The organism is Rhodococcus sp. AQ5-07 (assembly GCF_009707305.1).
Lineage (GTDB): Bacteria > Actinomycetota > Actinomycetes > Mycobacteriales > Mycobacteriaceae > Rhodococcus_F > Rhodococcus_F erythropolis.
In genome coordinates, this window is sequence record NZ_CP046099.1 from 5,863,405 (window position 1) to 5,888,112 (window position 24,708).

The following is a 24,708-nucleotide window of genomic DNA, read 5'->3' on the forward strand; positions in this document are numbered from 1 at the left end:
GCAGGTTCGTCGGAGCCGGCCCGACAAATCTAGGACGCATGACGACAGAAGCCATGCAGACCGCGGGCAGCACGGACGCAGGGGAGCTTTCCGCGACGACTGTAGTGCTGGACGTGGTCGTCCCGGTATACAACGAAGAGGCAGGCCTGGAGACGTGCGTGCGGCGCCTGCGCCGGCATTTACGCACACAGGTGCCATTCTCTGCACGAATTACCATCGCGGACAACGCCAGTGTCGACGGCACGTTGGCGCTCGCGCGTTCCCTCGCCGAAGAATTCGACGACGTCCGGGTCGTCCACCTGGATGCGAAGGGCCGTGGTCGAGCACTGCGGCAGGTGTGGAGCGACTCCGATGCCGACGTGGTCGCGTACATGGACGTCGACCTCGCCACCGATCTCAATGCCCTGATGCCGTTGATTGCTCCGCTGCTCTCCGGCCACTCGGACATCGCCATCGGTTCTCGGTTGGCACGTTCGTCGCGCGTGGTACGTGGCCCCAAGCGTGAGTTCATCTCACGTAGCTACAACCTCATCCTCCGAAGCGCACTGCATGCTCGCTTCTCCGACGCCCAGTGCGGGTTCAAAGCCATGCGAGTCGATGTTGCGCGGCAACTACTTCCGCTGGTGGAGGACACCGGGTGGTTCTTCGACACCGAATTGCTCGTGCTGGCCGAGCGAGCGGGCATGCGGATTCACGAGGTCCCCGTCGACTGGGTGGACGATCCGGACAGTCGGGTGGACATCATTGCCACCGCAGTTGCCGACCTCAAAGGTGTGGTCCGCGTCGGGCGAGCACTGTCGACCGGTTCCCTTCCCTTGGCCGAGCTCAGGGCGAGTTTCGGACGTGAACCACTGGTTCCCGGAGTTCCGCGAGGAATGGTCGGGCAGCTCTCGCGCTTTGCCGTGGTGGGAGTCATTTCGACACTCGCGTACGCACTGCTCTACCTCGCACTGCACTCGGTGATGGGTGCGCAGTGGGCCAACGCCGTCGCATTGCTGGTGACCGCGGTACTCAACACCGCCGCCAATCGAGCCTTCACCTTCGGGATCCGCGGGTCGGAAGGATCCGCCCGTCACCAGATGCAGGGCCTGCTCGTGTTCGGGTTCGGTCTACTGCTCACCAGCGGATCGTTGTTCGTTCTCGACGTCATGGCGCCCGACGCGTCCAAGCACGTGGAGCTTGCCGTGCTCGTCATTGCCAATCTTGTTGCCACAGTGAGCCGATTCATCGCGCTGCGCTGGGTGTTTCGCACTGCACAATCCGTAGGAGCCAATCGATGACCGCCACTGCAGAGACACTCGCCGCGCCGCTGCCTGCGCCGGAACCGCAGCGTCAGGTGCGCTGGGAACCGTGGGCGCTCGGAGTGTTGTTGGTGGGCACCGGAGTCGCCTACATCTGGGGCCTGGGCGCGTCCGGATGGGCCAACTCGTTCTATGCTGCTGCGGTCCAGGCAGGTTCGGTGTCGTGGAAGGCCTTCTTCTTCGGTTCCTCGGATGCTGCCAACTCGATCACCGTCGACAAGCCACCGATGTCCCTGTGGTTGATGTCGCTGTCGGTTCGCATCTTCGGACTCAATTCCTGGGCGATGTTGGTGCCGCAGGCACTCCTCGGGGTCGGATCGGTTGCGCTGTTGTGGGGAACGGTTCGACGGTATTTCGGTGCGGCCGCCGGCCTCCTCGCCGGCTTGGTACTTGCGCTCACACCCGTAGCGGCGCTGATGTTCCGGTTCAACAACCCGGATGCCCTGCTGGTGCTCCTGATGATCGCAGCAGTGTGGGCGATGATGCGCGCCGTGCAGGACGGTCGCACCCGCTGGTTGGTGTTGGTCGGTATCTTCTGCGGATTCGGTTTCCTGACAAAGCAATTACAGGTCATGTTGGTAGTTCCACCGCTGGCGCTCACCTATCTGATCGCCGGACCGCCGAAACTGGGTAAGCGCGTACTCCAACTGTTCGCGGCACTGGGCGGACTGATCGTCTCCGCCGGATGGTGGTTGGCAATCGTCGAACTGTGGCCGGCCGACTCACGTCCGTGGATCGGTGGTTCGCAGAACAATTCGATTCTCGAACTGACGCTCGGCTACAACGGGCTCGGACGCTTGAGCGGCAACGAGACCGGAAGCGTCGGCGGCGGCGGAATGCGCGGTGCTGGTGATGCTGCGGCCGGTGCTGCTGCGGGAGGCTTCCCCGGAATGGGCGAGGCCGCAGGCGGTATGGCAGCGGGAGGCATGGCACCAGGTGGTGGCGCCGGTGGCGGCATGTGGGGGAGTACCGGCATTACCCGACTGTTCGAATCTGCCCAGGGCGGACAGATTGCCTGGTTGATTCCTGCTGCACTGATACTTCTGGTGGCTGGAATCGTGCTGCGAGGCAGGGCTCCCCGCGCTGACACACAGCGCGCGTCATTCATCGTCTGGGGACTGTGGCTGTTGGTGACCGGACTGACCTTCAGTTTCATGGCGGGAATCTTCCACGCTTACTACACCGTTGCGCTGGCGCCGGCGATCGCCGCACTGATCGGTTCAGGATCCGTATTCGCTTGGCGTCATCGTGACGTCCTCTGGGTTCGCCTCGTTCTGGCGGTGTCGTTGGCGGCAACCGTCGCGATGGCGTGGGTACTGCTCGGACGCTCGCCTTCGTTCGTACCGTGGCTTCGCTGGGCGATTCTGGTCGTCGGCATCGTCACTGCCGTGGCAGTGCTGATTCCGGCAGCGACGCGAGGTCGATTGGCTGTGGCAGTGATCCTCGCGGCGATCTTCACCGGCCTGGCGGGTCCGACTGCGTACGCGATCGACACGATCAACACTCCGCATACCGGTTCCATAGTTTCGGCCGGACCGAGCGTCGAAGGTGGAATGGGCGGGCCGGGCGGTGGCCGCGGAGGATTCGGAGGATTTGGCGGCATGGCTGACGGCGGTAACCGTCGGACTGACGGGGCAGGGACCGGAACGCCGGGAACGCCCCCTGCCGGAATGGGTCAGATGCCCGGTGGTGCAACAGCTCCGGGTACCACCACATCGACCACCGACGGAACGCGGGGTGCAATGGGCGGCGGCGCAGCCGGTGGTTTGCTTCAGGGCAGCACACCGGGAGCCGCGGTCGTGTCCACACTCGAAGAGAACTCCGACCAGTTCACGTGGGTAGCCGCGGCAATCGGGTCCAACAGCGCATCGGGTTATCAGCTTGCGACGCAGTCACCGGTCATGGCTATCGGAGGGTTCAACGGGAGTGATCCGTCCCCGACACTCGCGCAGTTCCAGCAGTACGTGTCAGAGGGCAAGATTCACTTCTTCATCGCCGGCGGTGGGATGGGTGGCGGTATGAACGCCGAAGGCACCGCTACCGCCATCTCGACGTGGGTGACCGAAAACTTCACCGCCACAACGGTGGACGGAGTAACCCTCTACGACTTGACGGTTGGGGGCTGACCAACATGAACGCACGCCAGGTCCGCATCGGAGGTGCTCCCCCCGATGCGGACCTGGCGTGAAGTTGTATGTCTGAGGTTCGTCCTCAGGTTTTGAAGGTGGTGTTCGCCGGCCGCGGGTGCTGCTGCGGGTCGATCGACGGTGGTGGGATGAACCAGGGTTTGTTGTCGACGCCGATGCGGATTACCCATTTTCCGACGAAACCCGATTTCCGGTGCATCAGCCGGTGATGTGAACGGCACAGCAGGACAAGGTTGTTCATCACGGTCGGCCCGCCGTTGGCCCAGTGCCGGATATGGTGCGCATCCGTCCACGCGGGCACGCATGTGCAGCCGGGGAAGGCGCAGCCTTTGTCTCTCGCGATCAACGCCACTCGCTGTTCGGCGGTGACCAACCGTTTCCCGGGTTTCGCATCGAGCGGCGCGCCGTGATCGTCGAGCAGAACGGTCGAGAGGAAGCAGTCGCATCCGAGGAGTCTGGTCTGCGACACCGAGAGTGGCCCCAGCCAGGGCATGTGCCCGACATCAAGATCCGATACAGCCATTCCGTCATCAGTCTTGGAGGGTGCGGCTGCGCAGTCCCGATGCTCAGCGAGATCGCGGGCGTTGATGTGCACGTTCACGTGCGGCCGCTGACCACCGTCGGTGCCGGTTTTGGCGCAGTCGAGGTAGCGGCGGATCAGTTCGGTGAACCCGTCCGCGGTCCGTTTCGCCGCCGACCGGGCATCGGGGGTTCCATCGGGTGCCGGGGTGGGCATCGTCAGATTCGACAGGGCCGATAGCAGCATTTCGCCGGTGAGAGCGTCGAAATCCCCGCGCACCACCACCCGACCATTCAACGTCGACGCGATCCGCAACTCGTTGCGATCGACATCTTCCGCGGGTGGAATCTCATCGGATTCGAAGATTCGCTCCAAGGTCGCGATAACACTCCGCACCTTCGTGGTCGTCGCCTCCACTCCGGAAGCGGCAGCCAACAACAAATCGATGCACTTCGGTAGCGCTTCCTCCGGCATTCCCTTCGGTGGTGATTCGCAGAACGCCACGATCAGCACGGCGTGCTCGAAGGAGCAGTCCCCGTCATCGAATCGGGCCGCCACTGCCGGAAACGGGCGTAGCGCTGCACCGAGGGCGGCGATCTTCTTCCCGTCCCGGATTTGCAGCATCGTGTTCGCCGCCAACCAGCAACCCACCCCGCGGCTGGCAATCACCTGATCATCGGGCCGCATCGACAACTCGTCCACCACCGCCACCCGCACAGCTTCGAGACGAAGAATCTCCGCACTCGCCTCGATAGCGGCAGCACGCAACTCAGAAGCAGACAGCTGCCACAGGCGTCCGCGCAACCCCACCGCAGAACCCGAAACCACGTCCGACAGATAGACACTCATTGAATCCCCCGATCCCCTCCCCAAATCATACTCGAACATCCGTTCGAGTCAAGGGTGGATTTCGCAGGGGCTAAGCGCTAATACTGTCGAGGTCGTGGACCGCGTCGCAGCAGGCGCCGAGCAATTCGCGATCATGGCTGATCAGTAATACGCCGACGCCGGTTTCGGTGGCGCGACTCTCGATCAACCGAATGAGCGCGGCCGTCGTGGCGGCGTCGAGCATCGCCGTCGCCTCGTCACAGATGAGGTATTTCGGTTGTTGCGCCAGCGATCTCGCTAGACAGGCGCGCTGCAGTTGGCCGTCGCTCACCTGGTGGGGTCTACGGGACAAGAGATCGGGAGTGAGGCCCACTTCTGCTGCCAGTGCGACCACATCGATTGTCCTACCGGCAATATCGCCGGGTTGACCGATGATCGAGGCGAGCGTCTGCCGAGGGTCGGTTGATGCGCGAGGTGACTGAAACAGCATGGACACCGTCCCGCGCAGTGCCGCGGATACCGAGAATTTGGTACCCACGACGGGTGATCCGTCGATTCGCACCTCGCCTGACCATGGTGCATCCAACGAGGCGAGAATCCTTGCAAGTGTTGATTTTCCGGTGCCCGAAGGCCCGGTCAGGCCGATCAGCCTTCCCGGCGGAATTTCGAGCGAGACGTTCTCGAGAACTGGCCGGTTGCGGTGGTAACCGCTGGTAATTCCCAGAGCTTGCAAACTCATGTCAGCCCACCTTCCGCAGCGTTCGGTACGTGCGGTCACCCAGTGTGACCAGTTCGGTCGGGCCACCGGATTGTTTCGACTCCGGGCGTCGTAAGTGGTAGACGCAGTCGTCGGGGAGATCGGTGAGTTGCGGTGGTGATCCGGGCATAGGAGTCAAGCCTCGGGATGGCAAGGCGCCGAGCAGGTCTCGGGTGTAGTCGTGAAGCGGATCTTGGAACACCAGAGCCGCCGGACCGGTTTCCATGATGCGTGATGCGTACATGACGGCAAGTCGATCCGCGACATCGCTGCGGGTGAGTGATGCAAGGTCATGGGTGATGAGCAGGACAGCCGCCCCGGAGTCAGCGCACTCTCGAAGTAATCCCATGACGTGGTCGGTGAGTTCGCGGTCGAGGTTGGCGGTGGGTTCGTCTGCGACGATCACCGATGGATTCCCGGCCAGCGCACCGGCAATGGCAACGCGTTGCGCCATGCCGCCCGACAGTTCGTGCGGGTAACAGTCCAGGGCCGACGGTTCGAGTCCGACGCGAAGTGCCAAGGCGTCGCAAGTGTGATCGCTGCCGAGTGCGTCGATCGTCTCCTGTAGCTGCGATCGCGCAGTCCGGACGGGGGTGAGATGTGTTGCGGCGGATTGTGGAACGAGAGCCACGTGCCGCCCACGGAACGCGGTGCCGGAGAAGACGTCGATCTCGAGGTCCGCTGTACCGACGGTGACCGTTCCGGTTCGAGAAGCATTCGGCGGCAACATGTTCATGACCGAGGTGGCGATGATCGACTTGCCACACCCGGATTCGCCGACAAGCGCGGTCACCGTGCCGGCTGGAACGTCGAGGTCGATGTCGCTCGCAGCGTGGACTACGGATCCTCCGGGCAAAGGGATCCTGACGGTGAGGGATTCGATGCGTAGGCCGCGTTTCACAGTCGTAGCTCCGAAGGTCGAGGGGGCGTGAGCATCGACCGCAGGGCCGAACCGGCAACTGCAACAGCGACGGTGGCGATCACGAGGACTGCGGCGGGGAATGCAAGCGTCCACCAACCGCCGAGGAGTAGAGAACTGCGTGCCTCTTCGAGAAGCGTCCCGAGACTGGGTTTGTGCGGGGGAAGACCGAAACCCAGGAAGGACAATGTTGATTCGTGCCAGACGGCATGGGGCAGCAGGAGAACGACTGCGATCAAGGCCTGTGGCGCCGTCGCCGGCACGAGGTGGCGCATGATCACGTGACGTCGACTTGCTCCCGCGAGAATGGCGGCATCGATATAGGGACGCTCGCGCAGACTCAAGATCTCTGAGCGGATGATCCGGGCCACTTGGGTCCAGTGGGTCAGTGCGATCGAAAGCACGATGGCGGCAATGCTTCCACGGAACATCGCGACGATCACGATGCCGAGCAACAGGTGGGGGAGTGCGTTGACGGCATCGGTGCCGCGCATGACGAACCTGTCCACCCAGCCGCCGACCAGTCCGGCCGTAGTGCCGACGGCGACGCCGATCACCGTGGCGAGCAGCGCGCAGGCGAGTGCGATCAGAAGTGAGGTTCTGATGCCTGCAGCTATGCGCACGAATAGATCTCGGCCCGCCGAGTCAGTTCCGAACGGGTGATCGAACGACGGAGCCAGGCGAGCCGCCGAGAAGTCTGTGACTCGGTCGTCGACGTCGGCCAACCATGGGACCAACGCCGCGTACAGCGCAACGACGATCAGCACGCCGAGGGCGATCTTGAAGCGTCGTTCAGCCATCGGTACCTACTCTCGGGTCGAGCACTGCGACCAGCACGTCGGCAAGCAGTGAGCCGAGCATGACCGTCAATGTCGTACCGACGGTGAGGAACGCGAGCAGTGCCATGTCGAGGTCACGCGCAGACGAGACGATGGCGCCGGCGATCCCCGGCCAACTGAACACCTCTTCCACCAGCACTGCCCCGACTATCAGCTCGGGCAACCGCACACCGACGATGTTGACGAAAGGTGCTAGTGATGTGGGCAGTATGTGGCGCTTCGTGATGGTCGGCGTCGGGATACCGCGTGCTACCGCGCCGGCGACAAATCCCTCACTTTTCGAACCCACGACGGACTCTCGGACGGCGAGTAGGAGCCACGGCATTTGCGAAATGGCCAGCACCGTCACCGGTAGGACCAAGTGCCGGATCACCTGTCCCGGTGTGGGATCGGCGCCCCCGTCGGTCAGACCGGCGACCGGGAGCCAGCCGAGAGTCAACGCGAAGAGCGCGATGGCACCCAGCGACAGGACAAACGGCGGAAGTCCTTGGACTACGACGCTCAGCCCGGACACTGTCTTGTCCAGGAATCCTCCACTGCGGATTCCGGCGAGAACACCGAGTGTCAGCGAGGCGAGAATCGCGATGAGGAGTGAGATACCGACCAGCAGCAGGGTCCATGGCAGGCGTTCGGAGATGACTTGGGAAACAGGCTGATTGAACGATCTGGAGATCCCGAGATCGCCGGTGAACACACCCTGGACCCAATTCCAGTACGTGCTGTACCAGGGGTTGTCGAAACCCATCTGATCGGCGATCAACGCTTTGTCCGCGTCGCTTGTCGTCATGTATCGCGTGCCGAGGTAGCCGACCAGTGGATCGAACGGTGAGATCGCGGCGGCTGCAAAGAGTCCCGCGGACACCACGGCGATGACCGGCACGATGAACAACACCCGCCGACCGACCATCGTGAGGATGGCCTTTCGGCGGGAGTTGTCACGGTGGCCCCGTGTCGGCCCCGCGTCTGGCCGAACGTCGACCGCTGTCATTGCCCTCGGGCCCACGTCTGCAGTGACCACCATGGACCCCAGGTCACACCGTGTGAGTGTGGTTCGAGTACCGGTCCGGACATCTGCCAGTCGGAATCCTTCGACACGTACGTATGGTCGAGGAATACGAGGATGACAAATCCGGGATCTTCGACGTACGCCTGCTGTACGTCGCGATACGCGGCATCACGCGTTGCCTGATCCAGGCTGCGGCGTCCTACTTCCAAGCCTGCGTCGACTGCTGGATTGGAGTAGTCACTGGCGTTGTCGTAGATGCTGCCGACCCCGGGCGCGATGTACTTCGAGTTCAGCGCGTCGTACGCCTGTGTGTCGGGGTCGAAAGGTTCGTCGCCGCCACCGAGAAGCGTCGAATCCTGGTTGATTCGAGGGTCTATGCGGTCCCAGGAGAGTGCTTCGAGATCTATTTCGATGCCGACAGCGAGAGCGTCGGAGGCAAATGCCTGAGCGAGATCGCGTCGAACGGTGTCGACGGAGTTGTACATGATCGTGAACTGTGCCCGCTGACCGTCTTTCGAACGGATTCCGTCGGCACCTTCGATCCAGCCCGCTTCGGTGAGTATTCGCTCGGCCTGGGTCGGGTCGTAGGCGAAGGTTGCGCTCGGGTTGTACGAATCGCCGTAGACCTCGGGGATCGGAGTGGCGGCGACGCGCCCGTGTCCGCCCAGGACGTTGTCGATCATCGACTGGCGATTGGCGGCGAGGTTGAGCGCCATCCGCACGGCTTTGTCGCCTGCCACGGGATTGTTCGTCGGGAGTGAGAGCCCGCGCCAGTCTGCTGACTGATGAGCCGTCACGGACATGTTGTCCTTGCCTGAGAACGTATTGGCAAGCAGTGGAGGGAGATTGGTTCCGTCGATCTCGCCGGACACCATACGTTGGGCGCGGGTGTTGTCGTCAGGAACGTAGAGGAGAGTCAGCTTCTTGATCTCCGGCGCACCGTCCCAGTAGTTCTCGTTCGCCTCGAAGACGGCTCGATCCGGTGAGAGGTCGACGAGTGTGTACGGACCCGTACCAACCGGTGCGGTGTTCAACGGCGATTCGGCGGCAAGCCCGGGTGTCGCGAGGGACTCCGACGGAACCATGCCGATCAGCATCTTCGTCAGCAGTGGGGCATACGAGTAGGCGAGGCGGAACTCGACTGTGCTGTCGTCGACGGCCACGACGTCGCTGATCATGTCGTACGACGACCGCGCTTCGGAGGCGGAAGCTGGATCGAGGATCGCCTTGTACGTGGCAACCACGTCGGCGGCGTCGAAGGTCGACCCGTCGGAGAAGGTGACCCCGTCGCGGAGTTTGACCGTCCAGACTGTCGCGTCGGCGTTGGCCGTGGGCATCTCCGCGGCCAGAGACGGCTCGAATCCCGGCATACCGGTGCCTCCGGTGAGCCGGACGAGACCGTCGTACATCTTGGCCTCACCGGCAGCGCCGAACCCTGCGACCGGGTTGTAGCCGCCCAGTTCGTAGCCGTCGGCCAAGACCAGGCCGTCGTTGTTGCCCGAGGAGCCGGTGCCAGTCGGGCTACTGCACGACGTGATCAGAAGTGCGCCGATTGCGGCGGTTGCGGTGAGCGTCAGAACGCCTGGTTTGTGGAGTTTCACGGGTGTCCTTTCCTTGGTGGACAGGTGTCCGAAAACATCTGTTCACCTATTCAGGTATTCATATGATCTCATCTCGAAACGGATATTTCGCACAAAGGTCGAACGCTGGGACCTTGGCCCCGTCAGTGGCACTCCGAGAGCGCTGTTATCGCAGGCCGTAGTCTGTTCCCCGTGCGCGTACTAGTAATCGGCTCCGGAGCCCGTGAACATGCCCTCCTTCTCTCTCTTGCTCGCGATCCAGGTGTCACGGCCCTGATCTGCGCGCCTGGCAATGCCGGGATCGCAAAAATCGCCGAGCAGCACCCCGTCGACGTAGCTTCTGGTGACGCGGTTACCGCGCTGGCCCAGAAGGTCGAAGCCGACCTCGTCGTCATCGGACCCGAGGTTCCGCTGGTCCTCGGCGTCGCAGACGCGGTGCGCGCAGCAGGTATTGCCTGCTTCGGGCCTTCGGCCGACGCCGCCCGCATCGAGGGTTCGAAGGCTTTCGCCAAGGAAGTGATGGCTGTCGCCGGCGTCAAGACCGCTCACAGCGAGATCGTCGACAATCCGGCCAAGCTCGACGAAGCACTCGACCGCTTCGGTCCCAACTGGGTGGTCAAGGATGACGGGCTGGCCGCGGGCAAGGGCGTAGTCGTCACGACGGATCGTCTCGCCGCGCGCGATCATGCCGCTGAACTGCTCGAGACCGGGCACCCGGTTCTTCTCGAATCCTTCCTCGACGGTCCGGAAGTTTCGCTCTTCTGTCTCGTCGACGGTGAAACCGTGATCCCACTGCTCCCGGCTCAGGACCACAAGCGCGTCGGCGACGGAGACTCCGGACCCAACACCGGCGGCATGGGCGCGTACACCCCCTTGCCGTGGCTGCCAGACGAGATGGTCACGCAGATCGTCGACGACGTCGTCAAGCCCGTCGCTGCCGAGTTGGTCGCACGCGGTAGCAGTTTCTCCGGCCTTCTCTATGCGGGTCTCGCGATCGGTGTCGATGGCCCGGCCGTCGTCGAATTCAACTGCCGATTCGGTGACCCCGAAACTCAGGCCGTGCTTGCTCTCCTCGAAACGCCGCTGGGCGGTCTACTCAATGCGGCATCGACCGGAACACTCGATTCGGTCGGTCCGTTGCAGTGGCGCGACGGTTCCGCTGTCACGGTCGTGATTGCTGCCGAGAACTACCCGGCGACCCCCCGCACCGGCGACGTGATCACCGGAGCCGACGCCGACGGAGTCCTGCATGCCGGTACGAAGAAGCGTGAAGACGGAGCCGTCGTCTCGGCCGGCGGGCGTGTGCTGAGTGTTGTCGGAGTGGGCAAGGATCTGACCGAAGCGCGTGACGACGCCTACGCAAAGATCGCCGACGTCAAGCTTCCCGGCGGTCATTTCCGCACGGACATCGGACTCGGCGCCGTCGAAGGGCGCATCTCTCTTCCCTGACTCGTTCTTTCGGAGGGCCGGTGAACTTTCTGTTCATCGGCCCTTTTCATGGAAAATCAACGGTTCCTCGAAGTTACCCACGAGTATGGACTTCTCGTTCGGTTTCTCCCGGTATATCTCAGCGCGGGGGTCACGGAAAGAGAAGGGCACACTTGAGCATTCGCGCTGGATCCAACGAACGGCACGCACGTACCAATTCCACGCTCTCGCGTAGAAACTTCTTGGCAGCAACAGGATTAGCTGTGGGCGCCGCTGCGCTCTCGTCCTCGTGGACTACGGCCGCCGCTGCGCCCAGGCGAGCATTGAGCGACGGAGACCGTGTCCCTGCGCTCGTGATCGGCAGCGGGTACGGCGGAGCCGTTGCGGCTCTTCGGCTGACGCAGGCCGGCATCGACACGCACATGGTCGAGATGGGGAAGTCGTGGACCACACCGGGGTCCGACGGCAAGGTCTTCTGCCCGATGCTCTCACCGGACGGACGTTCCTTCTGGCTCAGAGACCGTACAGTTCAACCGGTTTCACACTTCTCCGGCGGCTCGGTGGACAAGAACATCAGCCGTTACGTCGGCGTTCTCGACGCCGAGGACTTCGGCGGGATCAAGGTCTACCAAGGCCGAGGGGTCGGCGGCGGGTCGCTGGTCAACGGCGGCATGGCCGTCACACCCAAGCGCAACTACTTCGAAGAGATCCTGCCCGGGGTCGATTCCAACGAGATGTACTCGACGTACTTCCCGCGGGCCAACGCTGCGCTCGGGGTCAACAACATCGACCCGGCCTGGTTCGAGTCGACCGAGTACTACAAGTTCGCACGAACCGGCCGAAAGACCGCTGAGAGATCCGGTTACACAACAACATTCGTGCCGAATGTTTACGACTTCAACTACATGAAGCAGGAAGCTGCTGGTCAGGTCACCAAGTCTGCCCTGGTGAGTGAGGTCATCTACGGCAACAACGCGGGAAAGAAGTCTCTGGACAAGACGTACCTCGCTGCGGCATCCGCCACCGGCAAGCTCACGATCTCGGCGCTGCACGTCGTGACCTCGGTTGCGCCGGCCGCGACCGGTGGTGGATATCAAGTGGTGATGAACCAGATCAACGAGCAGGGCAACACCGTCGGCACCAAGACGGTGACCGCGGACAAGGTCTTCTTCGCGGCTGGCAGTATCGGTACCAGTAAGCTCCTGGTCGCGATGAAAGCACAAGGGCAGCTGGCGAATTTGCCGGGTGCGGTTGGGCAGGAATGGGGGCACAACGGCAACGTGATGGTGGGTCGCGCCAATCACATGTGGGACGCCACCGGCGCGAAGCAGTCGGCGATCCCCGTGATGGGTATCGACAACTGGGCTGACACATCCGCTCCTGTGTTCGCGGAAATCGCGCCCTTCCCAGCCGGTACCGAACTGTGGGTCAGCCTGTACTTGGCGATTGCCAAGAATCCGCAACGTGCTCAGTTCCAATTCAATTCGGCAACAGGCAAAGTCGGTTTGAATTGGCAGCGCTCGCAGAACCAGCCGTCGATCGACATGGCGAAGAAACTCTTCGACAAGATCAACAAGAAGGAAGGCACGATCTACCGGACCGACCTCTTCGGTCCGGTGCAGACGTGGGGCGACCAGTTGACGTACCACCCCCTCGGCGGTTGTGTGCTTGGCAAGGCGACCGACGGTTACGGTCGTCTGCCGGAGTACCCGGGACTGTATGTCATGGACGGATCCCTCGTTCCGGGCAATGTCGGAGTCAATCCGTTTGTCACCATCACCGCTCTGGCCGAACGGAACATCGAGAACATCATTGCGAACGACATGAACTAGAGGGGCGACTCGGGGTCAGGTGCGGTGGGATCAACTTCCTGCCGCACCTGCTCGGCGTGGGTAGCGGTTACAGTCACCTGGACAGACGACGGTCGATCCAGGGATGTAGACGTGAGGCGGACAAAATCCGAGGTCGACGGTGATTGGCTCCGGTGGGGCGTGCCGTCGAGCGACGAGCTGGTGGTATCCGAACACGAATTAGACGACGAGCCCGAAGATTTGGTTCTGTGGGGTGGTGCGTCGAGTGCTGATCAACCGGTGACATGGGAAACCCACGCGCACCGATCGAACGAGATTCTGTTCCCGCGTTCCGGCATTGTGGTTGTTCGCTCGGGCGCCCAGATGTGGACGTTGTTGCCGGGACGAGGGCTGTGGATACCGGCACTGCATCGACACTCGGTGCGCGTTGCCGCGGGTGCGCAGTTCCTGACGGTGTATTGCGCTGTAGGGCAGGGGCCTTCGCTCGGTGATCGCCCGGTTGCGGTACACGGCACGCCGCTACTCTACGAGTTGTTTCTGCATCTGAGTGCTCGAGAGATGTCGGACGACGCGAGGCGCCGCGCCGAGCGAGTGTTCTTCGACCTCGTTGTTCCCGGCGACGAGCGCGGAGCGATGAAGATCCCCGATTCGGGCCCGGTCGGGCGGATTGCACGCGACCTGTTGTCCCATCCGGAGGACCCACGCAGTTTCGGAGACTGGGCGAACGAGATCGGCGTCAGCACCAGCACTTTGGCTCGTCGGTTCAAGGTGGACACCGGCGTGAGCTTCGGCCAGTGGCGAGTACTGCTTCGGATGAACGTGGCGATGTCCCTACTCGGCCAAGGTGTTGCGGTCGCCGACGTGGCAGAGCAGATCGGATACTCGACGCCCAGTAGTTTCGTCGCCGCTTTCAAACAGTCCACCGGTGTCACGCCGATGGCATTTCGAAAGAACGCGGATCGTTGATCCGATTTCGACATTCTCTGACAAAACTCCGCGATTGCGTCATCGCCTGATCCGCTCTACCGTTAACCATGTAGGCGAGGCTTACTTTACTTTCCGGGTTCGGGGTTCGCCCGAAACCCGCTCGACAGCATGGGGCAGAAGTGATCGATTTTGTTGCGCCGCGTTCGAAACGCGGTAGCAGGGCCATCTTCATGGCTGTGGCAGTGGCACTTTCGACGGCGCTGGCAGCATGTGGCACCTCGACGACCGACGCGAAGTCCGACGGTGATGCGTGGACGTATGTCGATGCGCGTGGTCAGCAGATTTCGCTCGACAAGATCCCCGAACGCATTGTGGCGACGGCGGACACCGCGCCGGTGCTACTCGAATACGGGGTCGTTCCAGTCGGTATCATCGGCTTTTCCAGGCTCGACGAATCCACGTTGAATGCATTCGACTTCAGTGGAATTGCCCATGTCAGCGAGACCGACACAGATATCAGTGCCGAGAAACTCCTGGCAGTGGACCCGGATCTGGTCATCGACATCTGGAGTTCGTACAACGGCGGAAACTTCGGCAGCATCTGGGGCGACGATATCGCTCGCGTCGAAGAGGTTGCTCCCATTGCAGGTGTCGAGATCACCGACGGGGCGCAAGCGGCGTTGGACAGCTTCAGTTCGTTGGTTCAGGGTATCGGCGGCACCGACACCTCGCCGGTCTACGCGGCAAAACGGGAAGAGTTGAGTGCGCTCGGTGACCGGGTGCGTGAATTGGCCACATCGCGAACGAATATCTCTGTTGCATACGTGATTCCGTTGGAGTCGAGCCTGGACTACGCGGTGCCGGGATGGACTCCGCTCGGAAGTATTCTCGAAACGATGGGCGTCGAATTCGCGAAGCTGGACAGCGAGGACGGTTTCTGGGCATCAGCGAGTTGGGAAGAGCCGGGCGTCTTTCCGGCCGATCTCCTCCTGATTCCGCCGACGTGGTCTGACGCACCGGAGCTCAATTCGCCGACGTTCACCAGGCTTCCGGCTGTGGTTTCGGGCCAGGTTGCCTCGGTAGAACTGCGTACGGGGTACAGCCTGACGGGCATCACGGAGCAGATGAGGCGTTTTGCCGACGTCTACGAGAAGAGTGGGAAAGTCACCTGAGTGGCATCATCGCGGTGCGTGAACTCGCAGTGATCGATTGACTCGGTCGAGGATGCCGATGGCAGCGGTCAATGTGTCTAGGTCACCTTCGTCGAGGGCTGTCAGTTCTTGGGCCAGGACGCCGATGCGTAGTTCGGACCGACGGTCCCGGCGCGCGCTTCGCTCGTCCTTCACGAAAAGCGTGCTCACCCGGCCGTCTGTGGGATCGGGTCGCCGCTCGATCAGGTCCTTGTCGGAGAGGATGCGCACCAGCGTGCTGACGGTGTTCGGGCGTCTGGAGAGGCGATCGGCCACGGCCCCGATGCGAGTGCCGGGATGGTGCGCGACATCGTGAAGTACCTCGGATTGTGCCTCTGGCAAAGTCGCGTCGGTACCCGACGTATCCATGTATTCACGCAGCGCTCGACGCAATTCGAACGCCGCAGCGATGAGTGATCTCGATGCTTCTTCCGCAGTGGGCACGCGATCAGAGTAGCGATCGACCTCGTGTGATCCACGCCCCAAAACTGTATCCGACACAGATATAGTTTACAGTTCCTCAAAGGGTAGGGTCACCTAACCATGACGGTAGATGAAGCTGTCATGCTTCACGACGTACGGGACACGATCATGAATTTTGGACAGAAGTCACGCAGTGTAATGCTGATCGGCGCACTGACATTGGTGGCAGCTCTCAGTGGCTGCTCGAGCGACGCCTCGCCCACAGACACTGACATCAGTGCGTCGACTCCGGCGGACTCTGCGTTTGTCGCTCCGCGAGAAGTCCCGGCTGGAATGGGGAGCGGAAAGTCGGACGGCGAATTCCCTCGTACCGTTTCACACTTCAAAGGTGACACCACGATCGAATCGCAGCCCGAAAAGGTTGTCGTCATTTCGACCGGGCAAGCAGATGCGCTTTTATCTCTCGGCGTCGTTCCTGCGGCTTCGACTCGTGGTGACGGTGCGGACCTGGTGCCGCCGTACCTGTTGGCCGCATACCCCGAATTCCGCGCCCAGCTAGGTGATGTCGTCGACGCAGGTGGGCGCTTCACACCGAACTTCGAAGCGATCGTCAAGCTCGATCCTGACCTGATCTTGATGAATGTTGCAGGGAAGGATGCCGATTCGCTGTACGACCAGCTTTCGGCAATTGCGCCCACCGTGGCAACGCAGGGGACCGGCGTCAACTGGAAGCAGGACTTCCTGCTGGTTGCCGACGGGGTAGGTAAGACGCAGCAGGCGACGGCACTGCTGGATACGTTCAACGCCGACGCCGCGGCCTTGGGTTCGTCCCTTTCGTCGCCGACGACAGTGTCGTTCACCCGCCAGAACGGAAATCGCTTGCGCATCTTCGGTATTCCTTCGTTCACCGGAAGTATCGCCCAGGATGCCGGCCTGACGCGTCCGGAGTCGCAGCAATTCGACGACACCTCCCGAGACATCAGTGAGGAAGAGTTGAACGTGGCGGACGCTGATTGGATCTTCTACGGAGTGCAAGGCGGGGACCCGGCGACGTTGACCAACGCGCCGTTGTGGGCGCAGTTACGTGGAGTGATTGCCAACCATGCCGTTGCTGTCGACGACGACGTCTTCTACCTCAATACCGGGCCGACTGCGGCTCGTGAAGTGCTGAAGGTTCTGCAGAGCGCACTGCAGCAGTAGTTGATTCGGACTGGTTGTGCGTGCCGACGAACCGGAAGACTGCTCCACCCGCAGTGACGGCAAGCGTCGCGAGGACAGCTCCGGCAACGACGTCGGTGAGCCAGTGAGCTCCCAAGTAGAGGCGAGTGAGCGCGACGACAACGGTGACCGTCACGGCGAGCAGCATCAGAAGTCGTTTGACGGCCGGTGTTCGGTCGACGCTCACAACGAGAACCGCAATGCCGAACAGCGCTGCTGTGCCCGTGACGTGACCGGACGGGAACGAGTGGCCGGTCTCGAGAAGAACTTGGATGTTGGTCGGCGGACGTTCGCGACCGACGAGCGCTTTGATTACCGTGCTGGCGACTGCCGCACCGCCAACGGTTCCGATCACGATCAAACCCGGAACAACCGAACGCGCTCGCCACGATATGAGCACTCCGCAGGTGATCCCGAGCAGCGCGGTGGCGACCGGGCTACCGAGATCTGTGACGGCGACCGCGATCTGGTTGAGGGCGCCGCTCCGATGATCGACCATCCAGTCGGTCACCGGCCCGTCGAAGCTCGTCAACCACCCGTTTCGATATACCTGGATCGAGAGCGTCACCAGGGCGAGGGCGAGCCCGGACGCGCGTAGCGCTGTTGACCGAACGCTGGAGGCCCGGTAGATCGAACCGAATGCGAACAGCGCGGCTGCCACCACGATTGCGGCAACCGCAATTTCTGCGGTGGTGCTCTCGGTCAAGACTTCGGTGACCACGTTTCGCACGGTCGACACAGTTGCTGGCATGAATGCAGTGTGACGATCAGAAGCTGAAGAAACGCTGAACGTAACTCGGTCATGGGCCCACCGTCTGCTCTACTGGGTGCATCCGAACAACTGCGTGTCGACGAAACGGGGCCGGTGGTGCGAGTACTGGTTGTCGAAGACGAAGTACGCCTGGCCGAGACGATCCGGCGGGGATTGGTAGCCGAGGGATTCGTGACCGCCGTGGAACTCAACGGGGACGACGGATTCGCGATTGCCTGCAGCGACGAATTCGACGTGATCGTTCTCGACATCATGTTGCCGGGCAAACACGGTTACGACATCGTGCGGGACCTACGCGCCCGGGAGGTGTGGACGCCGATCCTCATGCTTTCGGCGAAGGACGGCGAATACGACCTCGCTGATGCTTTCGATCTCGGTGCCGACGACTACCTGGTCAAGCCCTTCTCGTTTGTTGTATTCCTGGCGCGGCTTCGTGCACTGGTGCGGCGTGGCGCTCCCCAGCGTCCATCGATACTCACCGTGGGAGACCTGTCCCTCGACCCCGCCAAACATCAGGTGCTCAGAGCGGGAATCGAATTGACGCTGACGCCACGTGAATACAGCGTTCTCGAGTTCCTGATGCGCAACAACGGAGTTGTGGTCACGAAGACCGAGATCGTTCGCTCGGTCTGGGACACCAACTACGAAGGTGACGAGAACATCGTCGAGGTCTACATCGGTTACCTACGTAAGAAGGTCGACCTCCCGTTCGGAACCCACAGCATCGAAACCATTCGAGGCATCGGGTACCGCTTTGTCGGCACTGCCTGATCTTCAGTCGGTCGGTAGCGGAATTGTCACCTCGAATCGACTTCCACCGCCTACCCTCTCGCTGACGGAAATGGTTCCGTGATGCGCCGCAACGATTTCCGACGCGATGGCGAGTCCGAGTCCGGAGCCACCTCCCTGCCTCGACCGCGGCTGGTCTAGGCGGACGAAGCGTCCGAAGATTCGTTCGCGTTCTGCTGCAGGGATTCCGGGCCCGTCGTCCTCGATCACGATATGGGCTTCGTGGCCGGCTTCGGAACACTCGAGATGCACGAGGGTCTCGGAGTGCCGCACTGCGTTGTCGACCAGGTTTCGCACCATGCGCGCCAACGCCCTCGGGTCTCCGGACACGCGAACCGGAGCAACGGTGGCGGTGACCGCGATCTCGGAGATACCGTCGATCCGCTTCTGCTCGGCGAACAGAATGTCGTCGAGGTCGACGTCGACGACGGTACCGATGGATTCGAGTTCGCTTTCGTCCGAGCGCGCGAGAATCAACAGATCCTCGATCAACTGTCGCATCCGTCGCGCCTCGGGGAGTAGTGCGTCTTCGATCAGCGCGTCGTCGAGGAGATCCGGGCGTCGGTGTGCCAGTTCGAGAGCCGTCGTGATCGTGGACAGTGGACTACGTAACTCGTGGGAGGCATCGCTGACGAATCGTTGTTGAGCAAGTGCGCCTTCGTCGAGGCGCGCCAGCATGTCGTTCATTGTTGTTGCCAGTCGGGCTATCTCGTCGTTCCCGGACGGGACGGGGACTCGTTCACCTTGACGGCCACTCGATATCGAGGCAACCCGAGCGCGGATGCGTTCCACGGGAGCGAGAGCCGAACCCACCAGGCGGTAAGTGGCAAACGCGGCCAGTCCAAGAACCAGGGGCCCGGCGATGGCGAGCAGAACGGCAACGGTGGTCACCACGGTTTCAACCGGTTCACGGTCGGCGCCGACGAAGACGGTGACCGGTCCGGCCGGCGTCTGAGCGCCTTGTCCGATCAGCCAGTAGTCCTCGTCGTCGGACTTCTTGACCCTTCCATAGGTGTCCGATTCGTCAGGGCCGAGAATGCGTTCGGACAGTAGGTCGCTGTCAGTTCCAGGTGATTGGGCGACTATTCGGTGATCGGCGTCGACGATCTGCACGATTCCGATCTGGCTGTCGGTGGACAGAAGCGAAGGGTCGAGATCGGCTGGGCTCTTCCCGGTGAGTTGCTGGACCAACTGTGTGGCACGGGCCTCGGAGCTGTTCAGTGCGGACAGGTGCAGAGAGTTCGCCAGTACGAAAACCAGTGCAAGCCCGGCGATCACCAAGCAGAAGGCGATCACGAGGGTAGATGCCACGGTCGTCCGGGCGCGCACGCTCCACCGGGACGGGTGCAGAATCGACTCGCCGATGACGTTCATGGCGTCCAGTCTGTACCTTCGCGGCTGTGCGTATACAAAGACGGGCGACGCGGCCTCGTAATCGGACCGCGTCACCCGTCTAGAGGATCAAGCCACTCGCTTGGCGGTTCGGCCGCCGAATTCGAGCATCACGGCGCGTCCGGTGTCATCGGTGACGAAGCGCCCCAGCGTCCGCGTGGTGTCGGCGCGAGCAGCGAAGTCGAGATCGTTGACGAAGGCGATCGGGATCGCCGGTGGCCAGACGATGTCCTCGTATTCGCCGAGGTCCTGCGCGCTGCCCATGCGGACGCCGATTCCCTCGTCACCGGGGGCGACGGTCATGGTCAGGTTGCCGGCCTGGTACTTGCCCAGGACGGCGTCGACGGCAGAGGGTTCGGGCTCGACCACGTCGAGAGATGCCGGCGCGGGCAACTCTGCGAGGTTGGCCATGCACCAGTCGACGATCTTCTTGCCGATTCCGCCGCCGAGTGCGTTGGTCAGCACGGTGACGGCGAAGTTCTTCTCAGGCACGGTCAAGAACTCGGAGACCTGGAGGTTGCTGACGTTTCCGCCGTGCCGCACTACCTGGGTGGTTCCGTATCGAGTCAGCAGCCAGCCGATGCCGACTTCCTCGAACATCATCGCGGCGGGACGCTGCGGCTTCTGCATCAGCAACCGGGTGGACTCGTCGAGCGGCTGTCCCTCACCCGGGTGTTCGCCCGACAGTGCGTAGCGTGCCCAGACGAGCTGATCGCGCACCGAGGACCACATTCCACCGCAGGGCGTCATACCGCGGTCCAGTCCGGTCTCGTTGGACACGAACGGCTCACCCTCGCGGATGTAGTGGCCGAGTGCAAACCGGTGGGTCATCACGTCCCAGGGCAGGAACGCCGAGTTCTTCATCTCGAGTGGGTCCAGAACGCGCTGCTTGACCAGCTCTTCGAAGGTCAGTCCACTGATCTTGGCTACGACGTATCCGGCGAGGACGAATCCGGAGTTGCTGTAGGAGAAGACCTCTCCGACGGGAAATTCCTGTCGTAGTTCCTTCAGCCGTGAAATCGATCGACCCAGGGCGTCTTCACCCCAGCCTGCCGAGAGGCTGGCGTCGCCGGTGAACCCGCCGGTGTGCGTCAGAAGATGACGCATCGTGACTGTGCGGGTGGCTTCGTCGTCGGCGAGGATCAGTTCGGGGACGTACTCGACCAGTGGGGTGTCGAGATCGAGTAGGCCGTCCTCGACGAGTGCCATCGCGGCTGTTGCAGCAAAAACCTTTGTGGTGGAACCGATCATGAACATCGTCTTGTCGGTGACCGGGAGCTGGGTTTCGACGCTCTCGATGCCACTGGTGACGACGATGTCCTTGTCGCCGTGCACGATACCGACCGAGACGCCGGGGATGTTTGCCTCGACCCTCCACTGGTCGACGAGTTCCTGAAGCTGTTCTTGCATCTTTGATTCCTCGAGTTCGCTGGCGTTCTGTGTTTCGGCGTTCGGTGTTTCCGTCATCGTATGTGTATCGGTCGTCGTCACGCGTTAACCCGTGGTAGGAAGCGGAATCCGACGTACACGCCGTCGCGGTGCGGCCGTACCGTCGTCCAACCGGCAGCCCCGGGTTGACGGGTGGTCCAGGTCCCCGGGATCTGCGACGGTACGAGAGTGGCCACCGCTGCAGGCTTCTTCGGAGCTGTTTCGTCTTCCTCGGGATTCGGGATGACGTCGCCGATGACGGTGATCACAGCCTCGTCAGCGGACTCTCCACGACGGAACTCGATTGCTATTCCGCCCGAGCTGTACTTACCCAGAACCGAATCCGGAATCGACTCCACACTCGCGGGGTTCGGGGCGAGGGCTTGCGGAGGTTCGAGTCCGACCAATGCGGCCGCGGCTTCGGTGAAGAGATCACGATAGAGGCCGTCTGCTTTGCCGCCGCTGGTCAGCAGCGCGATCGCGACATTGTGGCGGGGGAAGATGCGCAGATATGCGTGCTGTCCGATGGTGCTGCCGTCGTGGCCGAAAATTTCTTCGCCCGACCAGGTTTCGTGGAACCAACCCAGACCCCAGCCCGACTTGTCCGGGAACAGTTCGCTGATATCGATTTCGGGTGTACGCATCGCGGCGGCTGATTTTTCCGACACGATCCGCACACCGTCGACGCTCTGACCTTCGAGAAGGCCGAGTTCCGCGAACGTGAGCAGATCTCCGATGCTGGCAGTGATGCAGCCGGCCGGCCCCATCGAGCGCGTGATCGGCCAGACGGGCATCACGACGGAGTTCCCTGTATGGCCCGCTGCCACAGAGTATCTCGGAGTATCTCCGGTCAACGTGAGTGTGTGCGCGAGGCCGAGCGGATCGATGATCCGCTCCTTGAGGATGTCGTCCCAGATACCGCCGCGAAGAACCTCGACGATACGAGCTGCAAGGACGTACGCGGAATTCGAGTACGCGAAGCCGTCCTCGAGTGGATGAACCTGACGGAAGTCACGCAGGCCCTCGACGTAGCGTTCGACGACGTCGTCTCCGCGACCCTTGTCGATGAAGAGGTCACCGTCGATTCCGTTGCGATGGTTCAGAAGTGCGCGAACCGTGATGCGGGCGGCTGTTTCCTCGTCCTGCAGTGCGAAGTCGGGCAGGATCGACCGGACGGTCGCGTCCAGGTCGAGCAAGCCTTCGTCGACCAGCTGCATGACCAGCATCGCGGTCCATACCTTGGTGATGGATCCGATCTGGAACAGGGAGTCGGTGGAGACCTCGACCCCGGTGTCTGCATTGATCACGCCGGAAGCCACCGTCGTACGGGTGATTTCCTTGCCGCTGGAATCGAGTGTGAGAATACCGAATTGAGCACCGGTGACGCCGTAACGCTCACACAGTACGTCCAGTGAGCGCTTCCACGCGTCGGCGCCGGCAGATGCGTTGGCCAGGCCGGTCTTGGGCAGCTTCGCGGAGGTGTATCGCTTGACCCACTCGATGAGCCTTGTGCTGTAGTCGATTCGGTGCGAGATCGAGCCGTTGACGAGGAAACCGTGGCTTGCACCGGGATACGCCACCAGTCGGGTGGGTACATGCTGCTGGCGAAGTGCGGCGAACCAGGCCTCGGCCTGACCCAGCGGGCACCGCTCGTCCGACTTTCCGTGCAGGATCAGCGTCGGGGTCACCACGTTCTTCACGGCGGCGAGCGGTGAGGCTGCCAGGAGCCCCGCGGAGTTCTCGGGAACAGTGGTGCCGGTGGCGAGCGACGCGAGGTGCGGACCGAAATCGCAGACTCCGGCCATAGCGTTGAAATCGCAGATCAGCCCACCGGCCACCGCCGCGGCAAAGCGATCGGTCTGCGAGGTGAGGTGGCAGGTGCTGTATCCGCCGTAGCTGTACCCGGTGATCGCCAGGCGGTCCCCGTCGACAAGTCCCTCGGCGACAAGCGCGTCGATCGGCTCGAGGAAGTCGGCTTGGTCCGAGGTACCCCAGGCGCCGTTGACGGCGTACATGAAGTCTGCACCGTACCCGTCCGATCCACGTGGATTGAGGGTCAGGATGCGCCAGCCCTGCGCTGCGAGAACCTGATGGGCGGGGTGATAGGTATCCGCAACGCCGGTCCACGCGTTGTGCGGTCCGCCGTGAACGTCGAGCAGAAGGGGTGCAGCGCCATCAGTTTCGGGAGCGGACAGCAACCAGCCATGCACGGTACGGCCGTCGGAGATGGTGAATTCGCGCTCCTCGGCGGCAAACAGGGTCACCTCGGGGAGTGCTTCTGCGGTGAATTTTGTCAGCGTGGTGACAGCGCCGCTGTCGAGATCGACGAGTGCGACCTCGCCGAAGGACTGCTGTGTGGTGACGATGACGGAGGCGACGCGGGCGTCACGGGCAACGGAGAGCGCCGAGACGACCTCGTTGGGATTGGCGACGAGGGAGCGAGAGGTGCCGGTTTCGATATCGGCTGCATACAGATGCGTCCATCCGCGATCGCGGAGGCAGAACACGATTTCGTCGCGAGTATTCGACAGTGCCGGTGTGCCACCGGGGTAACCGGGCGCGCCGGGCATCACGTTGCGATCGAGATGAGCTGTGAGGGTGACGTCGACCGGTGTCTCAGTTGGTCCGGGGACGGACAGACGGATCAGGTCGGCGGTTCCGACACGGACCTCGGGGGTGCCGATGGCGACGACCGAATCTCCTTGCGGGTGCCACAGTGTGGAGCCCTGCACCCCGGTGGCGTGACCGAGTCGCTGCGGCGGAACTGACAGATCGTCGACGAGGATTCGGTAAGCGCTGAACGTGAGGTTCAGATCGCTGTCCGGTTCGAGATTCGCGGTGAAGGCAAGAGCCGTGCCGTCGGGCGACCAGGACGGTACGTCCGCATTCCAATCACCGTCGGTGAGGCGTCGTACTGCCTTCGTCTCCAGATCGACGGTGTGCAGGTGGCGACGGAAGGTGCCGAGCCAACCGGCGCCGTCCACCTTGTATCCGAGTCGGTCGGTGACGATGGGCGCATTCGGATCGGTGGAGTCCGAACGTGAGATCACAGCGGCGAATGCAATGGCATTTCCGTCCGGGCTCCAGACCGGTGCGCCGGCACCGAGGGGGAGTGATGCTGCTGTGGTGAGGGTTTCGGCCTCGCCGCCGGCGAGCGGGATCAGGTGCAGCTGCGCGGAGTCGCCGACCTTGCGGAGGAAGGCAATCGAAGTTCCGTCCGGAGAGAACCGAGGTGCCGAATCGGCGGGCCCCGCAGTGAGGCGGCGAGCCTGGGAATCGCGGGACACTGCCCAGAGAGATGTAGTTGCCTTTCCGGCAACAATTTCCGAGCGAACGAAGACGACCACGGTGCCGTCGGGCGAGATTGCGGTTTCAGTGGGTGTGACCACGCGGTGGAGGTCGTCGAGAACAAATGGACGGTCAGTCATGTAGA

The 24,708-nt window shown here is 62.5% G+C and carries 19 protein-coding genes; 8 read left to right on the forward strand and 11 right to left on the reverse strand.

Annotated features, from left to right (window positions below; translation table 11 throughout):
* The first annotated feature begins 38 nt into the window (after nucleotides 1–38).
* Entirely contained in the window at nucleotides 39–1,280 is a 1,242-nt protein-coding gene (locus GJB56_RS27200; protein WP_113682166.1) for a dolichyl-phosphate beta-glucosyltransferase, read from the forward strand.
* Complete coding sequence (locus tag GJB56_RS27205; protein ID WP_113682167.1) at nucleotides 1,277–3,427, forward strand: glycosyltransferase family 39 protein; 2,151 nt, start codon at nucleotides 1,277–1,279, stop codon at nucleotides 3,425–3,427. The genes GJB56_RS27200 and GJB56_RS27205 overlap by 4 nt, the downstream gene beginning before the upstream one ends.
* Before the next feature lie 85 nt (nucleotides 3,428–3,512).
* On the opposite strand, the gene GJB56_RS27210 is transcribed toward GJB56_RS27205, so the two are convergent.
* The 6 genes from GJB56_RS27210 to GJB56_RS27235 form a co-directional block, all read right to left on the reverse strand.
* Nucleotides 3,513–4,817, reverse strand: coding sequence for an HNH endonuclease signature motif containing protein (locus GJB56_RS27210; protein WP_113682168.1), 1,305 nt, complete (start codon nucleotides 4,815–4,817; stop codon nucleotides 3,513–3,515).
* 70 nt (nucleotides 4,818–4,887) lie between these two features.
* Nucleotides 4,888–5,535, reverse strand: coding sequence for an ABC transporter ATP-binding protein (locus GJB56_RS27215; RefSeq protein WP_070796334.1), 648 nt, complete (start codon nucleotides 5,533–5,535; stop codon nucleotides 4,888–4,890).
* Nucleotide 5,536: 1 nt separating this feature from the next.
* Nucleotides 5,537–6,454, reverse strand: coding sequence for an oligopeptide/dipeptide ABC transporter ATP-binding protein (locus tag GJB56_RS27220; RefSeq protein ID WP_021333102.1), 918 nt, complete (start codon nucleotides 6,452–6,454; stop codon nucleotides 5,537–5,539).
* Nucleotides 6,451–7,272 (reverse strand): ABC transporter permease, encoded by an 822-nt coding sequence (locus GJB56_RS27225; protein ID WP_113682169.1) that lies wholly within the window; start codon nucleotides 7,270–7,272, stop codon nucleotides 6,451–6,453. Before GJB56_RS27225 ends, GJB56_RS27220 begins: the two co-directional genes overlap by 4 nt.
* Nucleotides 7,265–8,299: an ABC transporter permease gene (locus GJB56_RS27230; RefSeq protein ID WP_030534681.1), complete on the reverse strand. Its 1,035-nt coding sequence runs from the start codon at nucleotides 8,297–8,299 to the stop codon at nucleotides 7,265–7,267. The genes GJB56_RS27225 and GJB56_RS27230 overlap by 8 nt, the downstream gene beginning before the upstream one ends.
* On the reverse strand, nucleotides 8,296–9,918 hold the full coding sequence (locus tag GJB56_RS27235; protein WP_113682170.1) for an ABC transporter substrate-binding protein: 1,623 nt from the start codon (nucleotides 9,916–9,918) through the stop codon (nucleotides 8,296–8,298). Before GJB56_RS27235 ends, GJB56_RS27230 begins: the two co-directional genes overlap by 4 nt.
* A 171-nt stretch (nucleotides 9,919–10,089) precedes the next feature.
* On the opposite strand from GJB56_RS27235, the gene purD reads away from it, so the two are divergent.
* The 4 genes from purD (at nucleotide 10,090) to GJB56_RS27255 (ending at nucleotide 15,235) form a co-directional block, all read left to right on the forward strand.
* The gene (purD, locus tag GJB56_RS27240) at nucleotides 10,090–11,346 is read left to right on the forward strand and encodes a phosphoribosylamine--glycine ligase (RefSeq protein ID WP_113682171.1); all 1,257 of its coding nucleotides are present in this window, start codon (nucleotides 10,090–10,092) and stop codon (nucleotides 11,344–11,346) included.
* Between the two features lie 242 nt (nucleotides 11,347–11,588).
* The gene (locus GJB56_RS27245; protein WP_020968539.1) at nucleotides 11,589–13,157 is read left to right on the forward strand and encodes a GMC oxidoreductase; all 1,569 of its coding nucleotides are present in this window, start codon (nucleotides 11,589–11,591) and stop codon (nucleotides 13,155–13,157) included.
* Between the two features lie 111 nt (nucleotides 13,158–13,268).
* A complete protein-coding gene (locus tag GJB56_RS27250) occupies nucleotides 13,269–14,102 on the forward strand; it encodes a helix-turn-helix domain-containing protein (protein WP_031332880.1) in 834 nt (277 codons plus the stop codon).
* 191 nt (nucleotides 14,103–14,293) lie between these two features.
* A complete protein-coding gene (locus GJB56_RS27255) occupies nucleotides 14,294–15,235 on the forward strand; it encodes an ABC transporter substrate-binding protein (protein ID WP_113682172.1) in 942 nt (313 codons plus the stop codon).
* Between the two features lie 6 nt (nucleotides 15,236–15,241).
* On the opposite strand, the gene GJB56_RS27260 is transcribed toward GJB56_RS27255, so the two are convergent.
* Nucleotides 15,242–15,754, reverse strand: coding sequence for a MarR family winged helix-turn-helix transcriptional regulator (locus GJB56_RS27260; protein WP_230091085.1), 513 nt, complete (start codon nucleotides 15,752–15,754; stop codon nucleotides 15,242–15,244).
* A 42-nt stretch (nucleotides 15,755–15,796) separates the two neighbouring features.
* Between GJB56_RS27260 and GJB56_RS27265 the strand changes: the two genes are divergently transcribed.
* A complete protein-coding gene (locus GJB56_RS27265) occupies nucleotides 15,797–16,876 on the forward strand; it encodes an ABC transporter substrate-binding protein (RefSeq protein ID WP_230091086.1) in 1,080 nt (359 codons plus the stop codon).
* Here the strand turns inward: GJB56_RS27265 and GJB56_RS27270 are convergent.
* Nucleotides 16,812–17,645, reverse strand: a complete 834-nt coding sequence (locus GJB56_RS27270) for a phosphatase PAP2 family protein (RefSeq protein WP_153213272.1) — start codon at nucleotides 17,643–17,645, stop codon at nucleotides 16,812–16,814. The two genes, GJB56_RS27265 and GJB56_RS27270, sit on opposite strands and share 65 nt — an antisense overlap.
* 117 nt (nucleotides 17,646–17,762) lie before the next feature.
* Here GJB56_RS27270 and GJB56_RS27275 point away from each other — a divergent pair, with 117 nt between their 5' ends.
* The gene (locus tag GJB56_RS27275; protein WP_060938451.1) at nucleotides 17,763–18,437 is read left to right on the forward strand and encodes a response regulator transcription factor; all 675 of its coding nucleotides are present in this window, start codon (nucleotides 17,763–17,765) and stop codon (nucleotides 18,435–18,437) included.
* A gap of 3 nt (nucleotides 18,438–18,440) precedes the next feature.
* On the opposite strand, the gene GJB56_RS27280 is transcribed toward GJB56_RS27275, so the two are convergent.
* The 3 genes from GJB56_RS27280 to GJB56_RS27290 all read right to left on the reverse strand — a co-directional run bounded on the left by GJB56_RS27280 (nucleotide 18,441) and on the right by GJB56_RS27290 (nucleotide 24,703).
* A complete protein-coding gene (locus GJB56_RS27280) occupies nucleotides 18,441–19,829 on the reverse strand; it encodes a sensor histidine kinase (RefSeq protein ID WP_084326899.1) in 1,389 nt (462 codons plus the stop codon).
* An 87-nt stretch (nucleotides 19,830–19,916) separates the two neighbouring features.
* Nucleotides 19,917–21,314 carry a serine hydrolase domain-containing protein gene (locus GJB56_RS27285; RefSeq protein WP_021342978.1) on the reverse strand — a complete coding sequence of 466 codons (1,398 nt, stop codon included), beginning with the start codon at nucleotides 21,312–21,314 and terminating at the stop codon, nucleotides 19,917–19,919.
* A gap of 20 nt (nucleotides 21,315–21,334) precedes the next feature.
* Nucleotides 21,335–24,703 carry a serine hydrolase gene (locus GJB56_RS27290; protein WP_113682174.1) on the reverse strand — a complete coding sequence of 1,123 codons (3,369 nt, stop codon included), beginning with the start codon at nucleotides 24,701–24,703 and terminating at the stop codon, nucleotides 21,335–21,337.
* Between the last annotated feature and the right edge of the window lie 5 nt (nucleotides 24,704–24,708).

What these genes read in the sequence shown, in the direction of transcription:
- GJB56_RS27200 (WP_113682166.1), top strand. Translation starts at nt 39, where the DNA reads ATGACGACAGAAGCCATGCAGACCGCGGGCAGCACGGACGCAGGGGAG.
- GJB56_RS27205 (WP_113682167.1), top strand. Translation starts at nt 1,277, where the DNA reads ATGACCGCCACTGCAGAGACACTCGCCGCGCCGCTGCCTGCGCCGGAA.
- GJB56_RS27210 (WP_113682168.1), bottom strand. Translation starts at nt 4,817, where the DNA reads ATGAGTGTCTATCTGTCGGACGTGGTTTCGGGTTCTGCGGTGGGGTTG.
- GJB56_RS27215 (WP_070796334.1), bottom strand. Translation starts at nt 5,535, where the DNA reads ATGAGTTTGCAAGCTCTGGGAATTACCAGCGGTTACCACCGCAACCGG.
- GJB56_RS27225 (WP_113682169.1), bottom strand. Translation starts at nt 7,272, where the DNA reads ATGGCTGAACGACGCTTCAAGATCGCCCTCGGCGTGCTGATCGTCGTT.
- GJB56_RS27230 (WP_030534681.1), bottom strand. Translation starts at nt 8,299, where the DNA reads ATGACAGCGGTCGACGTTCGGCCAGACGCGGGGCCGACACGGGGCCAC.
- GJB56_RS27255 (WP_113682172.1), top strand. Translation starts at nt 14,294, where the DNA reads ATGGCTGTGGCAGTGGCACTTTCGACGGCGCTGGCAGCATGTGGCACC.
- GJB56_RS27265 (WP_230091086.1), top strand. Translation starts at nt 15,797, where the DNA reads ATGACGGTAGATGAAGCTGTCATGCTTCACGACGTACGGGACACGATC.
- GJB56_RS27270 (WP_153213272.1), bottom strand. Translation starts at nt 17,645, where the DNA reads ATGCCAGCAACTGTGTCGACCGTGCGAAACGTGGTCACCGAAGTCTTG.
- GJB56_RS27280 (WP_084326899.1), bottom strand. Translation starts at nt 19,829, where the DNA reads ATGAACGTCATCGGCGAGTCGATTCTGCACCCGTCCCGGTGGAGCGTG.
- GJB56_RS27285 (WP_021342978.1), bottom strand. Translation starts at nt 21,314, where the DNA reads ATGACGGAAACACCGAACGCCGAAACACAGAACGCCAGCGAACTCGAG.
- GJB56_RS27290 (WP_113682174.1), bottom strand. Translation starts at nt 24,703, where the DNA reads ATGACTGACCGTCCATTTGTTCTCGACGACCTCCACCGCGTGGTCACA.